17 protein-coding genes are annotated in these 17,624 nt (G+C 74.2%); 7 read left to right on the forward strand and 10 right to left on the reverse strand.

Going from position 1 to position 17,624, the window contains the following annotated elements; all coding sequences use genetic code 11:
- Nucleotides 1-50: 50 nt before the first annotated feature.
- Nucleotides 51-1,919, reverse strand: a complete 1,869-nt coding sequence (locus tag NFS20_RS15640; RefSeq protein WP_251152735.1) for an HAD family hydrolase — start codon at nucleotides 1,917-1,919, stop codon at nucleotides 51-53.
- Between the two features lie 132 nt (nucleotides 1,920-2,051).
- Between NFS20_RS15640 and NFS20_RS15645 the strand changes: the two genes are divergently transcribed.
- The gene (locus tag NFS20_RS15645; protein ID WP_251152736.1) at nucleotides 2,052-3,062 is read left to right on the forward strand and encodes a LacI family DNA-binding transcriptional regulator; all 1,011 of its coding nucleotides are present in this window, start codon (nucleotides 2,052-2,054) and stop codon (nucleotides 3,060-3,062) included.
- Nucleotides 3,063-3,091: 29 nt separating this feature from the next.
- Here NFS20_RS15645 and NFS20_RS15650 read toward each other — a convergent pair whose 3' ends face one another.
- The 3 genes from NFS20_RS15650 to NFS20_RS15660 are packed head-to-tail and all read right to left on the reverse strand — an operon-like array spanning nucleotide 3,092 to nucleotide 5,743.
- On the reverse strand, nucleotides 3,092-3,688 hold the full coding sequence (locus tag NFS20_RS15650) for a GNAT family N-acetyltransferase (protein ID WP_251152737.1): 597 nt from the start codon (nucleotides 3,686-3,688) through the stop codon (nucleotides 3,092-3,094).
- 58 nt (nucleotides 3,689-3,746) lie between these two features.
- Nucleotides 3,747-4,598, reverse strand: coding sequence for an ABC transporter permease (locus NFS20_RS15655; RefSeq protein WP_251152738.1), 852 nt, complete (start codon nucleotides 4,596-4,598; stop codon nucleotides 3,747-3,749).
- Nucleotides 4,595-5,743, reverse strand: a complete 1,149-nt coding sequence (locus NFS20_RS15660) for an ATP-binding cassette domain-containing protein (protein ID WP_251152739.1) — start codon at nucleotides 5,741-5,743, stop codon at nucleotides 4,595-4,597. The genes NFS20_RS15655 and NFS20_RS15660 overlap by 4 nt, the downstream gene beginning before the upstream one ends.
- A gap of 104 nt (nucleotides 5,744-5,847) precedes the next feature.
- On the opposite strand from NFS20_RS15660, the gene NFS20_RS15665 reads away from it, so the two are divergent.
- Nucleotides 5,848-6,708, forward strand: coding sequence for a TetR/AcrR family transcriptional regulator (locus NFS20_RS15665; protein ID WP_251152740.1), 861 nt, complete (start codon nucleotides 5,848-5,850; stop codon nucleotides 6,706-6,708).
- A gap of 27 nt (nucleotides 6,709-6,735) precedes the next feature.
- Here NFS20_RS15665 and NFS20_RS15670 read toward each other — a convergent pair whose 3' ends face one another.
- Both NFS20_RS15670 and NFS20_RS15675 read right to left on the reverse strand, forming a co-directional pair.
- Entirely contained in the window at nucleotides 6,736-8,451 is a 1,716-nt protein-coding gene (locus NFS20_RS15670) for a tetratricopeptide repeat protein (protein WP_251152741.1), read from the reverse strand.
- 7 nt (nucleotides 8,452-8,458) lie between these two features.
- The gene (locus NFS20_RS15675) at nucleotides 8,459-10,138 is read right to left on the reverse strand and encodes an ATP-binding protein (RefSeq protein WP_251152742.1); all 1,680 of its coding nucleotides are present in this window, start codon (nucleotides 10,136-10,138) and stop codon (nucleotides 8,459-8,461) included.
- A 152-nt stretch (nucleotides 10,139-10,290) separates the two neighbouring features.
- Here NFS20_RS15675 and NFS20_RS15680 point away from each other — a divergent pair, with 152 nt between their 5' ends.
- The 4 genes from NFS20_RS15680 (at nucleotide 10,291) to NFS20_RS15695 (ending at nucleotide 14,068) form a co-directional block, all read left to right on the forward strand.
- A complete protein-coding gene (locus tag NFS20_RS15680) occupies nucleotides 10,291-10,944 on the forward strand; it encodes a DNA-3-methyladenine glycosylase I (protein ID WP_251152743.1) in 654 nt (217 codons plus the stop codon).
- A gap of 46 nt (nucleotides 10,945-10,990) precedes the next feature.
- On the forward strand, nucleotides 10,991-12,442 hold the full coding sequence (locus tag NFS20_RS15685) for an L-serine ammonia-lyase (RefSeq protein ID WP_251152744.1): 1,452 nt from the start codon (nucleotides 10,991-10,993) through the stop codon (nucleotides 12,440-12,442).
- A 427-nt stretch (nucleotides 12,443-12,869) separates the two neighbouring features.
- The gene (locus tag NFS20_RS15690) at nucleotides 12,870-13,457 is read left to right on the forward strand and encodes a hypothetical protein (RefSeq protein ID WP_251152745.1); all 588 of its coding nucleotides are present in this window, start codon (nucleotides 12,870-12,872) and stop codon (nucleotides 13,455-13,457) included.
- Nucleotides 13,458-13,594: 137 nt separating this feature from the next.
- Nucleotides 13,595-14,068 (forward strand): hypothetical protein, encoded by a 474-nt coding sequence (locus NFS20_RS15695; RefSeq protein WP_251152746.1) that lies wholly within the window; start codon nucleotides 13,595-13,597, stop codon nucleotides 14,066-14,068.
- Between the two features lie 100 nt (nucleotides 14,069-14,168).
- Here NFS20_RS15695 and NFS20_RS15700 read toward each other — a convergent pair whose 3' ends face one another.
- Nucleotides 14,169-14,555, reverse strand: coding sequence for a MerR family transcriptional regulator (locus NFS20_RS15700; RefSeq protein WP_251152747.1), 387 nt, complete (start codon nucleotides 14,553-14,555; stop codon nucleotides 14,169-14,171).
- A gap of 49 nt (nucleotides 14,556-14,604) precedes the next feature.
- On the opposite strand from NFS20_RS15700, the gene NFS20_RS15705 reads away from it, so the two are divergent.
- A complete protein-coding gene (locus NFS20_RS15705; protein ID WP_251152748.1) occupies nucleotides 14,605-15,531 on the forward strand; it encodes an NAD(P)-dependent oxidoreductase in 927 nt (308 codons plus the stop codon).
- A gap of 94 nt (nucleotides 15,532-15,625) precedes the next feature.
- On the opposite strand, the gene NFS20_RS15710 is transcribed toward NFS20_RS15705, so the two are convergent.
- From NFS20_RS15710 to NFS20_RS15720, 3 genes are all read right to left on the reverse strand, one after another.
- A complete protein-coding gene (locus tag NFS20_RS15710) occupies nucleotides 15,626-15,982 on the reverse strand; it encodes an iron chaperone (protein WP_251152749.1) in 357 nt (118 codons plus the stop codon).
- Between the two features lie 95 nt (nucleotides 15,983-16,077).
- Nucleotides 16,078-16,950, reverse strand: a complete 873-nt coding sequence (locus tag NFS20_RS15715) for an RNA polymerase sigma-70 factor (RefSeq protein ID WP_251152750.1) — start codon at nucleotides 16,948-16,950, stop codon at nucleotides 16,078-16,080.
- Nucleotides 16,951-16,954: 4 nt separating this feature from the next.
- Entirely contained in the window at nucleotides 16,955-17,581 is a 627-nt protein-coding gene (locus tag NFS20_RS15720; RefSeq protein ID WP_251152751.1) for a carboxymuconolactone decarboxylase family protein, read from the reverse strand.
- Nucleotides 17,582-17,624 lie beyond the last annotated feature (43 nt).

A 17,624-nucleotide genomic window follows, 5' to 3' on the forward strand; every position in this document is an offset into this window, starting at 1 on the left:
CGGTGCGGGATGCCGTCGTCAGGCGTCGGCGGTGGTCAGACCCGTGCGGGTCAGGGCAGGACGAGCCGCACGAGGTCGTCGACCCCGTCCACGACGAGGTCCGGGTGCGTCGCGAGGACGTCCGGGGTGATCGCGCCCGCTCGTCCGAGCGGCCCGAGGGCGTCGAGCTCGGCGTCGGGCGTGGAGCCGCCGCGGACGAGCACGACCGTGCCCACCCCGGCACCGCGAGCGGCGGGCACGTCGCGACCCGGCTTGTCGCCGACGAACCACGCCCGCGCCGGGTCGGCGTCGAGCGCGACGAGGGCCGTGCGCGCCGTCGTCGGGTCGGGCTTGCGGACGCCGAGCTCGTCGGAGTACACGTGCGCACCGACGAGCTCGTCGAGACCCGCCTCCGCCAGCTCGTCCCGGACCGCGCGCCCGCACACGGTGTTGGACACGACCGCCACCGGGACGCCGAGGTCACGGGCGCGCTCGAGCAGCGCGCGGACCCCCGGACGGACGGTCGGCACCGACTTGCTGCGCGCGTACCGGACCATGAGGTCGTGGCACTCGGCGCGCAGCCAGTCGCGCATCCCGGCGCGCGAGCCGTCCACGGACCCCGCGCCGTCGGCGGTCCTCCCCGGTGCGGTCTCCTGCGCGGTCGGCCCCACGACGACCTCCTGCGGGGTCGTCCCCGCCGAGGCCTCCTCCCCGACGACCCCGTCGAGGCACGGTGCGACGAGGTCGACCCAGAACGTCGCGGCGTCGATCTCGGGGACGGCCGCCGAGCGCGCGGCGTCGCTGACGGCCGCGTGCCGCGGCGTCTCGTGCGTGGTCTTCCAGGCGCGGTGCCGGACGCGGGCCTCCTGCAGCGCCGAGGCCGCACCGTCGGTCGACACCGCGTACCCGGCGCGGGTCAGCCGCTGCGCGAGGTGCTCGGCGAAGCGACGGCGGACGGCCTCGTCGGGCGTCGAGACGGCGATGACCCCGCCGTGGTCGAGGAGGATCGCCGACGGCAGGTCGTGCCGCGCACCGGTCGTCGTCGCGCCGTCCCGCGCCGCTGCGCGAGCCGGTCCGGAGCGCGCACGGTCCGCACCGTCGCGGGCGTCGGCGTCGCGGAGCAGCGGGACGAGCTCCGCCGGGGTGTCGAGGACGGCGTCGGCGGTCTCGCGGACGGGGAACGGCGGGTCGTCCGTGTGCGTGTGCCGCGTGAGCACGACGGCCGAGACGCCCGCGCGCCGTCCGGCGACGACGTCGCGGTCCTGGGTGTCGCCGACGTACCAGCAGCGGGACGCCGTGGTCCCGAGGGCTCGCGCGGCGAGCTCGACGATGCCGGGGTGCGGCTTGCGGATCCCGACCTCGTCCGAGTACACCTGCACGGCGAACCGGTCCTCGAGCCCGTGGCGGGCCAGCAGCGCGCGGTGCGCCCGCCCGCTGTGGGCGTTGGAGACGATGCCGACCGGGACGCCGAGGTCCTCGGCGAGGTCCAGCAGCTCGGGGATCCCGGGCCGCACGACGTGCTCCGCGAGCGTCGCGGTCAGGAGCTCCTGCAGCGCCCCGGCGCTCCCCGCGAGGATCTCGCGCGCCGGCTCGGGCAGCGGTCCCCCGTAGAACTCGCGCCAGATCGTCCGGTGGTCGAGCTCCGTAGGCTCGAGGCGACGGGACTGCGCGTGCTTCCAGTGCTTGAGCGCGACCTGGCCGCCCTGCAGGACGGGCAGCAGCTCCTCGGCCGGGACGTGCTGGCCGCCGCGGGCCAGGACCTCCTCGACGTGCGCGGCCATCGTGGCCATGCCGTCCGGGCGCTTGCGCGTGGCGAAGACGACGCCCCCGAAGTCGAGCAGCAGGGCGGTCGGCCGGGTCGTCAGGCCACCGGTGGACGACGCCGCCACCGCGGTCCGGCGGTCGGCCCGGGCCGGTGGGACGGGAGTGGTGAGGGTCACGACGGTGACGCTAGGGACGGCCGCCCAACCGCCGTCGTCCGGCAGGTGGCGCGACGGTGAACGGCACCAGAACTTCTGGAACGTTCCAGATCGACGCGCGGACGCAGGCCGCCGAGGCGCGAGGATGGAGTCGTGACGACCCTCTCGACCGGCTCGCGCCGCCCCACCCTGCTCGACGTCGCCGCGCACGCCGGGGTCTCCAAGTCGCTGGCCTCGCTGGCGCTGCGCGGCGACACCGGCGTGAGCGACCGCACGCGCGAGCGGATCCTCGCGTCGGCCGACGCCCTCGGCTACCGGTCCAACACCTTGGCGCGCGCCCTCAAGCAGGGCCGCAGCATGCTGCTGGGTGTGGTGCTGTCCAGCCTCGACAACCCGTACCACACCGAGATCGTCGCGTCGGTCGAGGCCGCGGCGGAGGCCGACGGGCTGTCGGTCCTGCTCGCGCACGGCTCCCGCGACCGCGGTCACCTCGCCGGGAGGGTCCAGCAGCTCCTCGACCTCGCGGTCGACGGGCTCGTCGTGGTGTCGTCGTGGGTCGAGCCGGAGGTGCTCACCGCCGCGGCGCGCCGTGCACCGGTCGTCGTGGTGGGCCGCCCGGCGGCACCCGTCGCGGGCGTCGACCTCGTCAACAACGACGACGAGCGCGGCGCGGCCCTCGTCGTCGACCACCTCGTCGCCACCGGGCGCACCCGCATCGCGCACGTCACCGGCTCACGACGCCCCGCAGGGACCGCCCGCCGGCGCGGCTACGAGGCGGCGATGCGCGACCACGGCCTCGGCGACCGGGTCCGCGTCGTCGAGCACGACGGCGCGGTGCCCCCGCTCGACCCGCTGCTCGCGGCGGGGTACGACGCGGTCTTCGCCCGCAACGACGTCGAGGCCTTCGACGTCCTCGACCGGGCGCACGACCTGGGCCTGCGCGTGCCGTACGACCTGGCCGTGGTCGGCTACGACGACACCGCGCTCGCAACGCGCGCCCGCCCGCGGCTCACGAGCGTGCAGCAGCAGCGCGAGCTCATGGGCCGACGCGCGGTCGAGCTGCTGCGCGAGCGCGCCGGCGGGCGACGGGAGGACGTGCACGAGGTGCTCGCCCCCACGCTCGTCGTGCGCGGCTCGAGCGCTCGACCGGCTGAGGCCGGCTGAGGCCCGGCGGGCACGCACGCACCGAGCGCTCAGGACGCGGCGCCGCGGGTACGGCTCATGGACACGTACGCCGAGAACCCCGCTCGCCGGGCGAACCGCACCGGGCGGCGGGAGGACTCGGTGAACCCGAGCTTGCGGTAGAGCCCGAGCGCCGGCGCGTTCGTGTCCTTGATGTCGCGCAGCACGAGCTCGTCGTACGGCAGGTCCATCAGGTGACGCACGAGTGCGGTCGCCACGCCCTTGCCCTGCTGCTCCGGCGTGGTGGTGACGAACCCGATCTCCGCGAGGCCCTCCCGGGCGCCGTCGTACGCACCCAGGAACTGGCTGCGGACGATCCGATGGCTGATCGCGCCGTGCACGCGACCGAGCGCCTCTCGGAAGGGGCCCTTCTCCGGTGCGAAGCACTCCTGCGTCCCCTCGGTGAGCGAGGCGACCGCGGCCGGCTCACCGTCCACGAGCGCCACGTAGAACCGGTCCAGGACGAGCATGTGCTCGAACGCGTCGGCGAGGACGCGCGGGTCGGTGGAGAAGTACGCGAAGTCCTCGGCGAACCCCTGTACGAGGACCTCGGTGATCCGTCGCCGGTAGGCCTCGCCGAGCGTGTCTCCTCGCTCGATCTCGATCATGCTGCCGTCCTTCCAGGAGGTCGACCGGCGGCGGTCCCGCCACCGGGTGCCACGAGGTCTACTGCCGCCGCCGTCGCGCGAACGCCCACGCGGCGCCGCCGAGGAACACCACGACGAGGCCCGCGCACCACGCGAGGGCGATCGCCGCCGTCGGGCCCAGGTCCGTGACCGGGGCGCCGTCGGTACCGAGGCCCACCAGCAGGCCGCGGATCGTCTCGATGACGGGTGTGACGGGCTGGTGCTCGGCGAAGCCGCGCAACCATTCCGGCATGGTCTCGGGCGGCACGAACGCGCTCGACACGTACGGGAGGAACAGCATGAAGAAGCCGAAACCACCGGCGGCCGCGGCCGAGCGCACGAGCACGCCGACGAACGTCGCGACGCACGTGATCGCGACGACGTAGGCCACGACCATCCCGAACGCGCCGAGCCACTCGAGCGCCGACGCGTCGGCCCGGAAGCCGATGAGGTAGGCGACGCCCAGCACGACGGCCGTCGTCACGAGGTTCTTCACGACGCTCGCGACGACGTGCCCCACGAGCACCGTCGCGCTCGCGACCGGCATCGAGCGGAAGCGGTCCATGATGCCGCCGGACATGTCCTGCTCCACGGAGATCGCCGTGTTCGACGCCCCGTACCCCGCGCACAGCAGGATGATCCCGGGTGTCGCGTAGGTGACGTAGTCGACGCCGACGGAGATCGCGCCCCCGAACACGTAGACGAACAGCACCATGATCATCACGGGCAGCACGAGCGCGAGCAGCAGCTCGTCCGGTTCGCGGCGCACGAGCCGCAACGACCGCCCGATCATCGTGGACGCGTCGGAGAGTACGTGCCGCCCGGGCCGCGGCGGCGCGTCGCTCCGCGGCAAGCCCGTGCCCGACGGCGCGGACAGGGTCTGGGCGCTCATGCTGCGGCCTCCTCGTGGTGCTCAGGCGTGGTGGCGCGGTCGGTCGTCCGTGCCGCGTGACCCGTCAACGTGAGGAACACGTCGTCGAGCGTCGGCTCGCGCACCTCCCACCGCTCGGGCTCGACACCGGCCGCGGCGACCGCGGCGAGCACGTCCCGCACGTGGCCGACCGACCCGTCGGTCGGCACCCGCAGCGTCGTGACGGCCGCTGCGCCCGGCTGCGCGGGGAGGCCGGAGCCGCTCCGACCGCCGTCCGCACCGGGCGAGACGACAGGACGAGCGGGCGTGGGGGCGGAGGATGCGAAGGGCGTAGAGGCCGCGCTCGCGAACGGACGGCCGGACGCGCCGGGCGACGGCGCGGCCAGCCCGAGCACCTCCGGCCCCACGCCCGCGGACCGCGCCACGGCCGCATCCTCCGGCGTCGCGAACGTCAGCTCGACGGCGGCGTCGCCGACCCGGCGCTTGAGCTGCGACGGCGCGCCCTCCGCCACCACGCGCCCGTCGTCGATCAGCGCGACACGGTCCGCGAGCTGGTCGGCCTCCTCGAGGTACTGCGTGGTGAGGAACAGGCTCGTGCCGTCGGCGACGACCTGCCGCACCACCTCCCACATGGTCTGGCGGCTGCGCAGGTCGAGGCCGGTCGTGGGCTCGTCGAGGAACATGACGCGTGGTCGGGCGAGGAGCCCGGCGGCGAGGTCGAGGCGGCGGCGCATGCCCCCGGAGTAGGTGGCGACGCGTCGGTCGGCGGCGGCGGTGAGGTCGAACGCGTCGAGCAGGTCGTCGACGCGGCGGCGGACGGCGCGGCGCGGCAGGTGCGCGAGGAGCCCCATCATGGCGAGGTTCTCGCGGCCGGTCTGCTTCTCGTCGACGGCCGCGTACTGCCCGGTGAGGCTGATGAGCTCGCGCACGCGGGCGGCGTCGTGCACGACGTCGTGGCCCGCGACGGTCGCGGTGCCGCCGTCGGGGCGAAGGAGCGTCGTGAGGATGCGCAGGGTCGTGGTCTTGCCGGCGCCGTTCGGTCCGAGCAGCGCGACGACCTCCCCCTCGGCGAGGGAGACGTCGACGCCGTCGAGCACCGGGACAGGCCTGCGCGGGCCGCCGAAGGTCTTGCGGAGCCCGATGGCCTGGACGAGTGGCGGTGCCATGAGGACTCCTAGCGCGTAGGACGGAAACTGTTTATGTGCAGAGCAGTTACGTGTACGGTAGACACAGTTTCGCGGCGGGTCAACACCCGCGAGAGGATGACCGCATGGACGACGATGCGCCGGACGAGGTGACGGTGGCTCCCGAGCCCGCGGTCTCCCCCACGCTGCAGCGCCTCTGGGGGCGGGGCGAGGCACGCCGTCGAGGGCCGAAGCCCGCGCTGAGCCTCGACCAGGTGGCCCGCGCCGCGATAGCGCTGGCCGACGCCGAAGGCCTCGACGCGGTGTCGATGGCGCGTGTCGCAGAGTCGCTCGGCTACTCGTCGATGGCGCTCTACCGGTACGTCGCGAGCAAGGACGAGCTCCTGTCGCTCATGGCCGACACCGCCGTCGCCGACCTCCCGCTCCCCGTCGACCACGGCAGCGACTGGCGCGCAGGGCTGGAGGCGTGGACCCGCGCGCAGATCGACGGCGTCCTCGAGCGCCCCTGGTTCCTCGAGCTGCCCCTCACGACGGTCCGTCTGGGACCGCACCGCGTGCGGTGGCTCGACCACGCGTTCCGGGCCCTGCGGGACGTCGCGCTCACGGCGGACGAGAAGCTGCAGATCATCGGCCTCCTGGCGCAGCACGTCCTCGGGGAGGGACGCGTGGTCGTCGAGACCCAGCGCGCGGCGGCGGTCGCCGTCCGGCGCGCGGAGGGCCTGCCCGACGACACCCCGCAGTCCGCGCTCGACCCGGACGCCCTCGAGCGCGCCAACCCGTACCACGACTTCGAGACGGTGCTCCGCCACCTCGCGAGCCCCGAGGCGTACCCGCACCTGGTCGCCGCGCTGGCCGGCGTCGAACCTCCACCCGAGGGACCACGCCACGAGGACGAGTGGGAGGACGGCTTCGACGTCGGGCTGCAGATCGTCCTCGACGGCATCGAGGCGTTCGTCGAGCAGCGCACCGCCCTACGGCGCCGCTGACGCTGCGGCCGCGGAGCCCCGCAGCCGTCAGGGCGTCGGGACCACCGGGACCTCGCCGTCGAGGGGCGGCACGCTGGGCAGGTCGAAGTCCGGGATCTCGATGTCCGGCACCTCGAACGTCGGCACCTCCATGTCCTCCATCCGCTCCTGCATCTCGTCCAGGCGCTCCTCTCGCTCGCGCTGCAGGCACGAGAGCCGGGTGACCGGGCGTCCGCCGCACGACGACGTCGGCCCGTCCGAGGGGTCGCGGACCTCCTGGACGTAGCGCCCGTCGGCGTCGTGCGCGTTCGGGACCACCGGGACCGCGACCAGCGCCGCCACCCCAGCGAGCACGACGAGCGCCGTCGTGAGGGCCAGCACGGCACCACCGACGACGGCCCGCACGGTCCGCGCGGCGCCGGTCCCCGGGTCCCCCGGTCCCTCGGCCCGCACGCGACCCAGGAGCGACCGCGCGAACCACAGCGCCAGGAGGCCGGGCAGCGTCCACGCGACCGCGGCGAGCGCCGCGACGCCGCGACCGTCCTCGCGCGCGAGAGCGTTCGCGCCGATCGCCAGGACGACGACCGCGGGGATCCCGACGACGACCAGGCGGCGGGTCGTCTCCGCCCGCAGGCCGGACCGCAGCGCGGTCAGCCGCGCCGTGCCGGCGCGCCCGGCCGGGAAGTAGCCGAGGTCGCGCGCCTGGGCCAGCATCGCGCGGTGCAGCATCGTCGACGTGGCGCCGCTGACGAGCAGGACGCCCGCGAGGCCGACGAGGGACCAGCGCACGGCGACGGCGTCGCGCACCCCGTACAGCAGGACGAGTGCCGCCACGACACCCACCCACCCGACCGCGAGCGCCACGGTGGTCCCCCGCCGCCACGGCGTCCAGCGCAGGGTGCGGCGCAGGAGACCGGGCGGCACCTGCACGAGCACCGGCACGGCGCGCAGCGCGGTGACGAGTACCCCGAGGAGGACGACGATCCCCCAGACCGCGGTGCTCCCCACGGCCGCGTCGCTCATCGTGAAGGTCACGACGAGCGCCACCGCGCCGACGAGCAGGATCGGCGCCTCGACGAGGCGCAGGACCTGTCGCCACACGCTGAGGTGCAGCACGTAGCCGGCCTCGGCGTGCTCGGGGTTCTGCGCGAGGACGGCGCCGAAGCCCTTCGCGCTGCGTCCCGCGTCGGTCGTGAGCGCGGCGTCGAGGTACAGCAGGTCCTCGTGCTGCGGCGCGACGGCGAGCCCGCGCCGCACGAGCGTGCGCGCCGTGTCGTCGTCGCCGAGCCGCGACCACAGGCGGGCTGCCTGAAGGAGCCGGTCGGGGTCCTCGGGCGCGAGCTCGAGCGCCGACGCGATGCGCTCGCGCGCGAGCGCCCGGTCCTGCCGCCGGACCTTCCCCACGAGGTGCGTGTCGGCGAGCTGCAGGTGGTACCGCGCGTCGTCGGGGTCGAGCTCGAGCGCGCGAGCGGCGCTGTCCCGCGCCGACGCGACGTCGCCGGTGTTCTGCTGCGCGATCGACAGGAGGTACAGCGCGCCGTGCGCCGTCGGGTGCCCGGCGACGACCTGCTCGAGCAGCGGGACCGCCTCCGCGGAGCGCTGCAGGCGCAGCCGGACCCAGCCGGCGGTGGCGAGGAGGCGCGGGTCGTCGGGGGTGGCGGCGAGCGCGGCGTCGGCCTCGTCGAGGGCGCGCTCGGGCCGTCCCATCTGGACGAGCAGCTCGACGCGCGAGACGACGGTCGCCGGGTCGGTCGTGGTGCTCACCGGTCGCTCAGAGCATGCGCCGCGAGCGCAGGTACGCCGCGAGGTCGTCGTAGCGGCCGTCGTTGTTGGCGAACGTCACGACGTTGCGCGCGGACTGGAGCCACGCCGTCGTCGACGGTCGGAGCTCGGCGAGCGCGGCACGCACGTCGGCCATCGTGATCGGCCGGACCTCCCCGGACGCGATCGAGTCCATCATCGCCTTCTCCGCAGCGGTCGCGCACAGGTGCTCGAGGTCGGCGCCGGAGAAGCCGTCGGTCTGCGCGGCGATCGCGCGCAGGTCGATCCCCGCGACGGGTCGTCCGGCGAGGTGGTGGCGCAGGATCGCCTCGCGCGCGGGCTCGTCGGGCGGCAGGACGAGCACGACGCGGTCGAAGCGACCCGGTCGCAGCAGCGCGGTGTCGACGTCCCACGGGTGGTTCGTCGCGCCCAGCACGAAGAGGCCGTCGTTGTCGGACCCGATGCCGTCCATCTCCTGGAGGAGCTGGTTGACGATCGTCCGCATCCCCGACGACCCCGAGTACTGGGCGCGCTTGCCGCCGATCGCGTCGACCTCGTCGAGGAACAGCACCACGGGCGCGAGACGCCGCGCCTTCTGGAAGATCTCGTGCAGGCTCTTCTCCGACTCGCCCTGCCACCGGTTGAGGATGTCCGCGAGCGTCACCGTGAGGAACCGCGCGCCCAGCTCGCCAGCAACCGCGCGCGCCATGAACGTCTTGCCCGTGCCGGGCGGCCCGTAGAGCAGCAGGCCACCACGCAGCGACTTGCCGAACGCGCGCGCGATGGCCTGGTTCCGCATCGGCTCGAGGAACGCCTCACGGATGCGCTTCTTCACCTGTTCGAGGCCGCCGACGTCCGCGAGCGTGATCGTCTCGCGCGACACCTCGACGAGCGACGGGTCGTCCGAGGCCTCGACGTCGTCCCGCGCCGGCACGAGCCCGGGCGGCATGGGGGCGTGCGGCTGCGGCTGCGGCTGCGGCTGCGGCTGCGGCTGCGGCTGCGGTGTGACGCTGCCCGACGACGCCGCGTCGCCAGGCGATCCCGGCCCGCTCCCCTCGACGAAGGGCGGCGGGACGTCCAGCCCCATCTCCTTCTCGAGACGCCGCCAGTCGATGCCCGACGCCGCGGCGTCGCCCTGCGCGGCCGGGTCGCGCGGGGCTCCCGGGCCGTCCGGGGCGCCGGATTCGGCTCGGACGACCGGGGAGCCGGCCGGCCGGTCGTCGCCGGCGGCGGGACGCCGCGGGACGGTCAGGTCGTCCGGGATGCCGGTGATGAGCGGTGAAGACGTCGGTGGTCGCACGGTCGACGGCGGGTCGTCGGTCGAGGGCGCTGCGGTCGAGGGCGGCGCTGCCGCGCCCGGGGGTGCTTCCTTCGCGGGTGTCGTGGGGGCGGCGTCCGCAGGCGCCGACAGCGGGGCCGACGGCGCCGGAGCGGACGGCACTGGAGCGGACGGCGGAGAGGTGGGTGCGGGAACTCCGGTCCGGCTCGCGATGGCTGCCGCGGAGCGTTGGAGCACGGCGAGCGCCTCGGCGTTCGTCGGGTCGATGCGCAGGGCCGCGCTGGCGTGCTCCGTGGCCTCCACCGCGCGACCCGCCTCGAGGAGCAGAGCGGCGTAGTGCAGCCGGAGCGGTGCGCTGTCGGGCGCGGCCTGGACGGCGGCGGCGAGCGCGGAGAGGGCGGCGTCGGACATGCGAGCTCCTCGGGAAGGGGTGGGCCGCACCTAGTGTGCCCTGCCCCGGCGACACCGCCCCTCGCCGTTCACAGTCCCGACGAGCACGGGCCCCGTCCACAGATCCGCGTCTCGGGCACCACGATGTCGGCGCGGCGCGGCACAGTGGGCCCATGACGACCGACGCACCCGACACCGAGACCCCCGCGAGGGCCGCGACTCCCCTCGCGGTGCCCGACGACGCCCCGGCGCGACCTCCGGGCGGCACCCGGTGCTTCGGCGACGGGGACCCGCTCTACGAGGACTACCACGACACGGAGTGGGGCGTGCCGGTCCGCGGCGAGGCGGCGCTGCTCGAGCGGATCGCGCTCGAGGGGTTCCAGTCGGGCCTGTCGTGGCTCACGGTGCTGCGCAAGCGCCCCACGTTCCGTGCGGCGTTCGCAGGCTTCGACCCGGACGTCGTCGCCACGTTCGGCGAGGACGACGTGACGCGCCTGCTCGGCGACGCGGGCATCATCCGCAACCGGCAGAAGATCGAGGCGACCATCTCCAACGCGCGCGCCGTCCTCTCGCTGCATGAGCAGGGCCGCACCCTCGAGGAGCTGTTCTGGTCGTTCGCGCCCGAGGCCCGGGCTGAGGCCGCCCGGCCGCGGACGTGGGCGGACGTCCCGCCGTCCTCCCCCGAGTCGGTCGCCCTCGCGAAGACGTTCAAGAAGCTCGGGTTCCGGTTCATCGGCCCGACGACGGCGTACGCCGCGATGCAGGCGTGCGGGCTCGTCGACGACCACCTGGCGACGTGCCCGGTCGTGCTCGCGCGCACGCCCTGACCCCACGACGTGTCCGCATCATGAGACGAGGTGCGACGATGGGAGCATGAGCTCCTACGTGTCCGTGCTGGACCTGTTCTCGATCGGCGTCGGGCCGTCGAGCTCGCACACGGTGGGTCCGATGCGTGCGGCACGGGCGTTCGCGCGCTCCCTCGCGGAGAGCGGTGCGCTCGACGCGGTCGCGGGCGTGCGCGTCGTGCTGTGCGGGTCGCTCGGCGCGACGGGTGTGGGGCACGGGACGCCCGACGCGGTCGTCGCCGGCCTGACGGGCCTCGACCCGGAGACGTGCGACCCGGACCGGGTGCCGGGCGGGTGGGAGAAGCTCGGCGACGGCGCGAGGCTGTCACTCCTCGGTCGGCATGACGTGACGGTGCGCCAGGAGGACGTGCGGCTCGCCCCGCTGACGCGGATGCCGGGGCACCCGAACGGGATGCGGTGCACCGCGCTGTCCGCGGCGGGCGACGTCCTCGCCGAGGAGGCCTACTACTCGGTCGGCGGGGGGTTCGTCCTCACGGCGCAGGAGCTCGCGGCGGCGTCGGCGAACGAGGCGGCGCAGATCGGGGCGGAGCTCTCGGGCGAGCCGGTGGACCGCGCGACGGAGCCGGTCGACGTGCCGTTCCCCTTCGCGAACGCCGCCGAGCTGCTCGCGACGTGCGCCGCGCAGGGGACGACCATTGCCGCCGTCGCGTGGGAGAACGAGACGTCGCTGCGCAGCGCCGAGGAGGTGGGCGCGGGGGTCGACCGCATCTGGGACGCGATGAGCGCGTGCGTCGACGCGGGCCTGGACCGCCAGGGCGTGCTGCCCGGCCGGCTGGGGGTGCGTCGTCGGGCGCGCGCGCAGCGGGAGCGGCTCGAGGGTCAGGAGCGCGACGGTTCGAGCCCGGTCGACCACTCGATCGAGTGGTTGCAGGCGTACGCGATGGCGGTGAACGAGGAGAACGCGGACGGTCGCCGCGTCGTGACCGCCCCGACGAACGGCGCGGCCGGGATCATCCCCGCGGTGGGTCGCCACTTCCTGCGGACCCACCCGGACCTGGCCGCGGACGACGAGCGTCGCCGTCGGGCGATGCGGACGTACCTGCTCACGGCGGCCGCGATCGGGGCGCTGTACAAGCGCAACGCGTCCATCTCGGGCGCGGAGGCGGGGTGCCAGGGCGAGGTCGGGTCGGCGTGCTCGATGGCGGCCGGCGCGCTGTGCGCCGTGCTGGGTGGCACACCGGCCCAGGTCGAGAACGCGGCGGAGATCGCGATGGAGCACAACCTGGGCCTGACGTGCGACCCCGTGGGCGGGCTCGTGCAGGTGCCGTGCATCGAGCGCAACGCCATCGCGGCCTGCACGGCGGTCTCCGCGGCCCGGCTCGCGCTGCAGGGCGACGGCTCGCACGTCGTGTCCCTCGACACGGTCATCGAGACGATGCGCCAGACCGGCGTCGACATGTCGACGAAGTACAAGGAGACGTCGACGGGTGGCCTCGCAGTCAACGTCATCGAGTGCTGAGCCGGAGCGCAGCGAAGCAAGCGCAGGCTCCAGCACGACCACCAGCCCGCGTGCTGAGCCGGAGCGCAGCGAAGCAAGCGCAGGCTCCAGCACGACCACCAGCCCGCGTGCTGAGCCGGAGCGCAGCGCACCAAGCGCAGGCTCCAGCACGACCACCAGCCCGCGTGCTGAGCCGGAGCGCAGCGCACCAAGCGCAGGCTCCAGCACGACCACCAGCCCGCGTGCTGAGCCGGAGCGCAGCGCACCAAGCGCAGGCTCCAGCACGACCACCAGCCCGCGTGCTGAGCCGGAGCGCAGCGAAGCAAGCGCAGGCTCCAGCACGACCACCAGCCCCCGTGCTGAGCACCTCCTCCCCCGCCTCGTCCTGATCGGCCCGCCTGCTGCGGGGAAGTCGACGCTCGGCGAGCTGGTCGCGGGGCGGACGGGTGTGCCGTTCGTCGACCTCGACGCGGTGGGCGACCGCTACTACCGGGAGGTCGGCTGGAGCGTCGAGCGCCTCGTCGAGCGGATCGCGGTCGTCGGCCGGGTCGCGGCGGAGCGCGAGTGGGAGCCGGCGCGCGCGCACGCGGTCCGGCGTGTGGTCGCCGCGAACCCCGGTGCCGTCGTCGCGCTCGGCGCCGGGCACACCGCGTACGCCGTCGACGAGCACCTGTCCACGGTCCGCGCTGCACTGGCCGACGTCCCGCACGTCGTCCTCGTCGTGCCCGCTGCCGACCGCGACGCGGCGCTGGCCGAGCTACGACGCCGTTCCCTCGCGAGCAAGGGCACCGACTGGGTCCGGGACGGCCACGACCTTCTCGCCGGCTGGCTCGACGACGTGGGGTCGCGGGCACTCGCCTCCGCGGTCCTGGTCACCGGCTCAGACTCCCCCGACGCTGCGGCCGCGCGGCTCGCCGCACTGGTCGACGGCGAACCGCAGGACGGCCGTCGCCGCGCTGTCGACGACCCCGGGCCGAGGTTCCTGCACCCTGGCTCCGACTCCACGGACGCCGGGGCAGACCAGCGCCTCGGATGAGCCCGGGACGGTTCACCCGCTGGGGAGTCTCCCCGCGGCGACGTGATTGCGGCAGACTCTCGGCCGTGAGTCGTACCCCTCAGATGTCGACGTCGGGACATGCGCAGAGACGAGCGAACCGGTGGGCAGTGCTGTCGGTGGCGGTGCTGAGCACCGCGGTCATGGGTGGCTGCAGTGCCGACGGCGCGGCTCACGCAGGGCCGATCGAAGCGCCAGAGGCCGGTGCCGCAACCCAGCAGTCCTCCCCTGTCGACCCGCCCGACGACGAAGCTCTGGACGACGCCGCCCTCTGCACCGCCTTCGGCGATGTGCTGACGATCATGGAGAATGCCGACGTCGGCCTCGCCGACGGCCGCATGGAGGCGCAGGAGCACGACGGCTGGTACCGGCTGGCGACCCGCGTTCTCGATCGCCTGCCCTCCACCGGGGACAGCGCCGTGCGCGCTGCGATCGGCGAGCTGCAGGAGATCGCGCCGGCCGTCCCGCCCGGAGCGTCCACGGAGTCGACCGGTGTGCGCTCCTCCGAGTGGGGCGAGGTCCACGGTGTCCTCGGCGCCGCGTGCGACGACGTCGGCGCACCGCTGGCGATCAGCATGTTCACCGGCGGATGACGCACTGACCGACGCTCGTGCCCGGCGACCACGGACGCCGTGCACTCCACGTCCGCTGGGTCCTGACGCCGGGCCGACCCTCACGAAGAGCTCGTCGCTCTCACCGATCGATGAGCGTCGGGCGACTCTCACGATCCGTCCGCTCGGCGGCTGCGATGTAGCGGGCGAGCGCGGCGCGGGACCCGTCCAGCCGGGCCGCCTCGTCCTCCAATCGCTGGAGCCGTGCCCGCATCGCGGCCAGCAGCTCGGGACATCCCTCCAGCTCCGGCTCCTCGCCGACGGCGCAGGGCAGCACGTACGCGATGTCCTCGGACGACAGGCCCGCACCGAGGAGGTGTCGGATCTGCGTCACCCGGAGCACGGCGTCCTCGCCGTAGTCGCGGTAGCCGTTCGCGCTGCGCTCGGCGTCCAGCAGGCCCTGTGACCCGTAGTAGCGCAGCTGGTGCGCACGGACCCCCGTCCGCCGGCTCAGCTCTCCGATCCGCATGCCGCTCCCCCTTGACCTTCATACCGGTACGAACGTCGACGATTCCCCCATGGACAACACCTCCGGTACCCCCTCGTCATCCACCCTCCCCGTGTCCGTCGTCGGTCTCGGCCTGATGGGGCGCTCTCTCGCCCGGGCGTTCCTGCGGGCCGGGCACCCCGTCACCGTGTGGAACCGCACCTCGTCCAAGGCTGCACAGCTGGTCGCAGACGGCGCGCGCCTCGCGCCGTCGGCCGGCGACGCCCTCCGCAGCGGCTCCCTCACGGTCCTGTGCCTCACCGACTACGCCGCAGTCCTCGACGTCCTCGACGGGGACGACGTCGGGCTCGACGGCACCACCGTGGTCAACCTGACCTCGGGCAGCTCGTCCGACGGTCGGGAAGCGGCGCGCCGTGTCGAGCGACGGGGCGCCCGATACCTGGACGGCGCCATCATGGCCGTCCCGTCCGCGATCGGGACCGCCGACGCTGTCGTGCTGCACAGCGGTCCGAGGTCCGTCTTCGAGAAGCACGAGCCGACCCTGGCAGCGCTGGGCACCGTCACCCACCTCGGCGAGGACCCCGGGCTGGCGGCACTGTACGACGTCGCCGGGCTGACCATGATGTGGAGCGTCCTCGACGCGTGGCTGCACGGCACCGCCCTGCTCCGGACGGCCGGGGTCGACGCCGCGACGTTCGCACCGTTCGCGCAGCAGATCGCGGCCGAGGTGGCCGGCTGGCTGCCCGGGTACGCGGAACAGGTCGACCGCGGGTCCTTCCCCGCCGAGGTCTCGACCCTGGAGACCGATGTGCGGGCGATGTCGCACCTGATCGCCGAGAGCGAGGCCGCCGGCGTGAACGACGAGCTGCCACGGCTCATCAAGGCCATCGCGGACCGTTCCGTCGCCGCCGGGCACGGGACCGAGCAGTACCCCGTGCTGATCGAAGAGTTCTCCAAGCCGTCCGGGGCCGGCCAGGCGGAGTCCTCCGGACGCTAGGCCCTGGCGCGATCTTCGAGCGGCACGTGCGCGACGTCGTCGTCGAGGAGGCATCGGCAGGCCTTGCGGGTGACCGTCGACCGAGGCTGAGCCGTCAGACCCCCGCGTCCTTGCGTGACGCCAGCACCAACCGTTCGACGAGGTCGTCCGGGATCGGTGCTCGCGGCGAGAAGGTGATGCCGGTCTTGGTCGCCTTGAGTCCGGCGGCCTTGATGTCCTCGGCATGCTCGGAGATGGCGCCTGGGCGGAGATACAGCCCGCACTGCTTGCTGAACGCCGCGTAGCTCGCGACGACCGTGCCGTCGATCGTGAATCCCGGCATGTCGTACGCGACGATCTCGTGCGCTTCCGGCAGGACCCGGGACAGCAGCGTCCGCAGGCTTCTCAGGACGGGCTGGAACTGCTCGGGCGCCGCGGCGATGTAGGCGTCGTGGTCGGGTGTCGTCGTCATGGAGGCGTCTCGTTCCTGGTCCTCGTCGTTCCTCGGTGCCGTCACGATCGTCGCGGGACGAACCCCGCGGAGAGAAACACACTAGGCGCACGCCCCTACCGCGCCAGCACCGCCTCGTCGTCGAGCCACGCCAGCTTCTCCGGGTTCGCGATGCCGAAGAGTCGCGTGATCCTGCCGTTCTCGACGACGACTCCCACGGCGCTGGCCAGCTCGCCGTCCATCTCGATCCGCAGGCCCGCCGCGCCGTTGATCCACGCCGGGCTGGCCGTGACGGTCCCCGTGGCCTTGGCGAGCCCACCCACGAGGTACCGCGCCAGCCGGTCCGCCCCCACCACGGGACGACGGGCGGCGGAGACGACACCACCGCCGTCGGACAGGAGCACGACGTCGGGGGCGAGCACGTCGAGCAGGCCCTGCACGTCCCCCGTGGAGAGGGCCGCGAGGAACCGCCCGACCACCTGCCGCTGCTCGTCCCGGTCGACGGCGACGCGCGGCCGCCGCGCCGCGACGTGGTCCCGCGCCCGGTGCGCGATCTGCCGCACCGCCGCCGGCGAGCGGTCGACGGCCTCGGCGATCTCGTCGTACGGCACGTCGAAGACCTCGCGGAGCACGAAGACGGCCCGTTCGGCCGGGCGGAGCGTCTCGAGCACCGTGAGCATCGCGAGCGAGACGCTCTCGGCCAGCTCGACGTCGTCCGCCACGTCGGGGCTCGTCAGCAGCGGCTCGGGCAGCCACTCGCCCACGTAGTCCTCGCGGCGGCGCGAGACGGTCCGCATCCGGTTGAGCGCCAGCCGGGTGACGGTGCGGACGAGGTACGCGCGCGGGTCGCGCACCTCGTCCTGGTCGACGTCGGCCCACCGCAGCCAGGCGTCCTGCACCACGTCCTCGGCGTCGGCCGCGGAGCCGAGCATCTCGTACGCGACCGTGAACAGCAGGCGCCGGTGCACGACGAACGGGTCCTCGCCCATGCGGTCAGCCTGCCACGGCGGCGGCCGCCGTGTCCGCGGCGGCGTCCGACGGGCGGGCGGGCGACCGGCGGGCGAGCGGCGGCAGGCCGCACGACGCCGCGAGCTCCTGCGAGCGGATGCCGAGCGCCACGTTCGCCCGGGCCGTGGCGTTCATGAACCCGACCTTGGCGGCCAGCTCCACGAGGGCCGACGGACCGATGTCGGAGAGCAGCGCGTCGGACAGCTCGTCGGACACGGCGGGCGGCGTCTGGCACATCGCCTCGGCGTACTCCATGACCCGACGCTCGGTCGGTGTGAACACGTCGGACTCGCGCCACCGCGGGACCTCGCGCGCCCTCGCCTCGTCGAGGCCCTTGTCGTGCGCGAGGAAGTACTGCAGGTCCAGGCAGAACCCGCACCCGACCGTCGCGGCCGTCGCCATGTGCGCGAACGTCGCAAGGTTCGGGTCGAGCCGGTCCCACTTCTCGGCCCTGCGTCCCAGCGCCATCAGGTCCTTGAACACGGCGGGGTTGTTCCACATGACTCCGAGCGAGTCCGGGACCTGTCCGAGCATCCGACGGCTCATCGTCCTGACCAGTGCCCCGTAGACGCCGGTGATCTCGACGGCGGGCACCCGTGCTTCGCTGACCATGTCTCCTCCAGAGGTTCTCGTGGTGTCGACATGGAGACACCGG

The organism is Cellulosimicrobium sp. Marseille-Q4280 (assembly GCF_943181405.1).
Classification (GTDB): Bacteria; Actinomycetota; Actinomycetes; order Actinomycetales; family Cellulomonadaceae; genus Cellulosimicrobium.

Coding starts and splice junctions, on each gene's coding strand:
- NFS20_RS15650 (WP_251152737.1), bottom strand. CDS start 3,688: ATGATCGAGATCGAGCGAGGAGACACGCTCGGCGAGGCCTACCGGCGA.
- NFS20_RS15655 (WP_251152738.1), bottom strand. CDS start 4,598: ATGAGCGCCCAGACCCTGTCCGCGCCGTCGGGCACGGGCTTGCCGCGG.
- NFS20_RS15660 (WP_251152739.1), bottom strand. CDS start 5,743: ATGGCACCGCCACTCGTCCAGGCCATCGGGCTCCGCAAGACCTTCGGC.
- NFS20_RS15665 (WP_251152740.1), top strand. CDS start 5,848: ATGGACGACGATGCGCCGGACGAGGTGACGGTGGCTCCCGAGCCCGCG.
- NFS20_RS15675 (WP_251152742.1), bottom strand. CDS start 10,138: ATGTCCGACGCCGCCCTCTCCGCGCTCGCCGCCGCCGTCCAGGCCGCG.
- NFS20_RS15680 (WP_251152743.1), top strand. CDS start 10,291: ATGACGACCGACGCACCCGACACCGAGACCCCCGCGAGGGCCGCGACT.
- NFS20_RS15685 (WP_251152744.1), top strand. CDS start 10,991: ATGAGCTCCTACGTGTCCGTGCTGGACCTGTTCTCGATCGGCGTCGGG.
- NFS20_RS15700 (WP_251152747.1), bottom strand. CDS start 14,555: ATGCGGATCGGAGAGCTGAGCCGGCGGACGGGGGTCCGTGCGCACCAG.
- NFS20_RS15705 (WP_251152748.1), top strand. CDS start 14,605: ATGGACAACACCTCCGGTACCCCCTCGTCATCCACCCTCCCCGTGTCC.
- NFS20_RS15710 (WP_251152749.1), bottom strand. CDS start 15,982: ATGACGACGACACCCGACCACGACGCCTACATCGCCGCGGCGCCCGAG.
- NFS20_RS15715 (WP_251152750.1), bottom strand. CDS start 16,950: ATGGGCGAGGACCCGTTCGTCGTGCACCGGCGCCTGCTGTTCACGGTC.
- NFS20_RS15720 (WP_251152751.1), bottom strand. CDS start 17,581: ATGGTCAGCGAAGCACGGGTGCCCGCCGTCGAGATCACCGGCGTCTAC.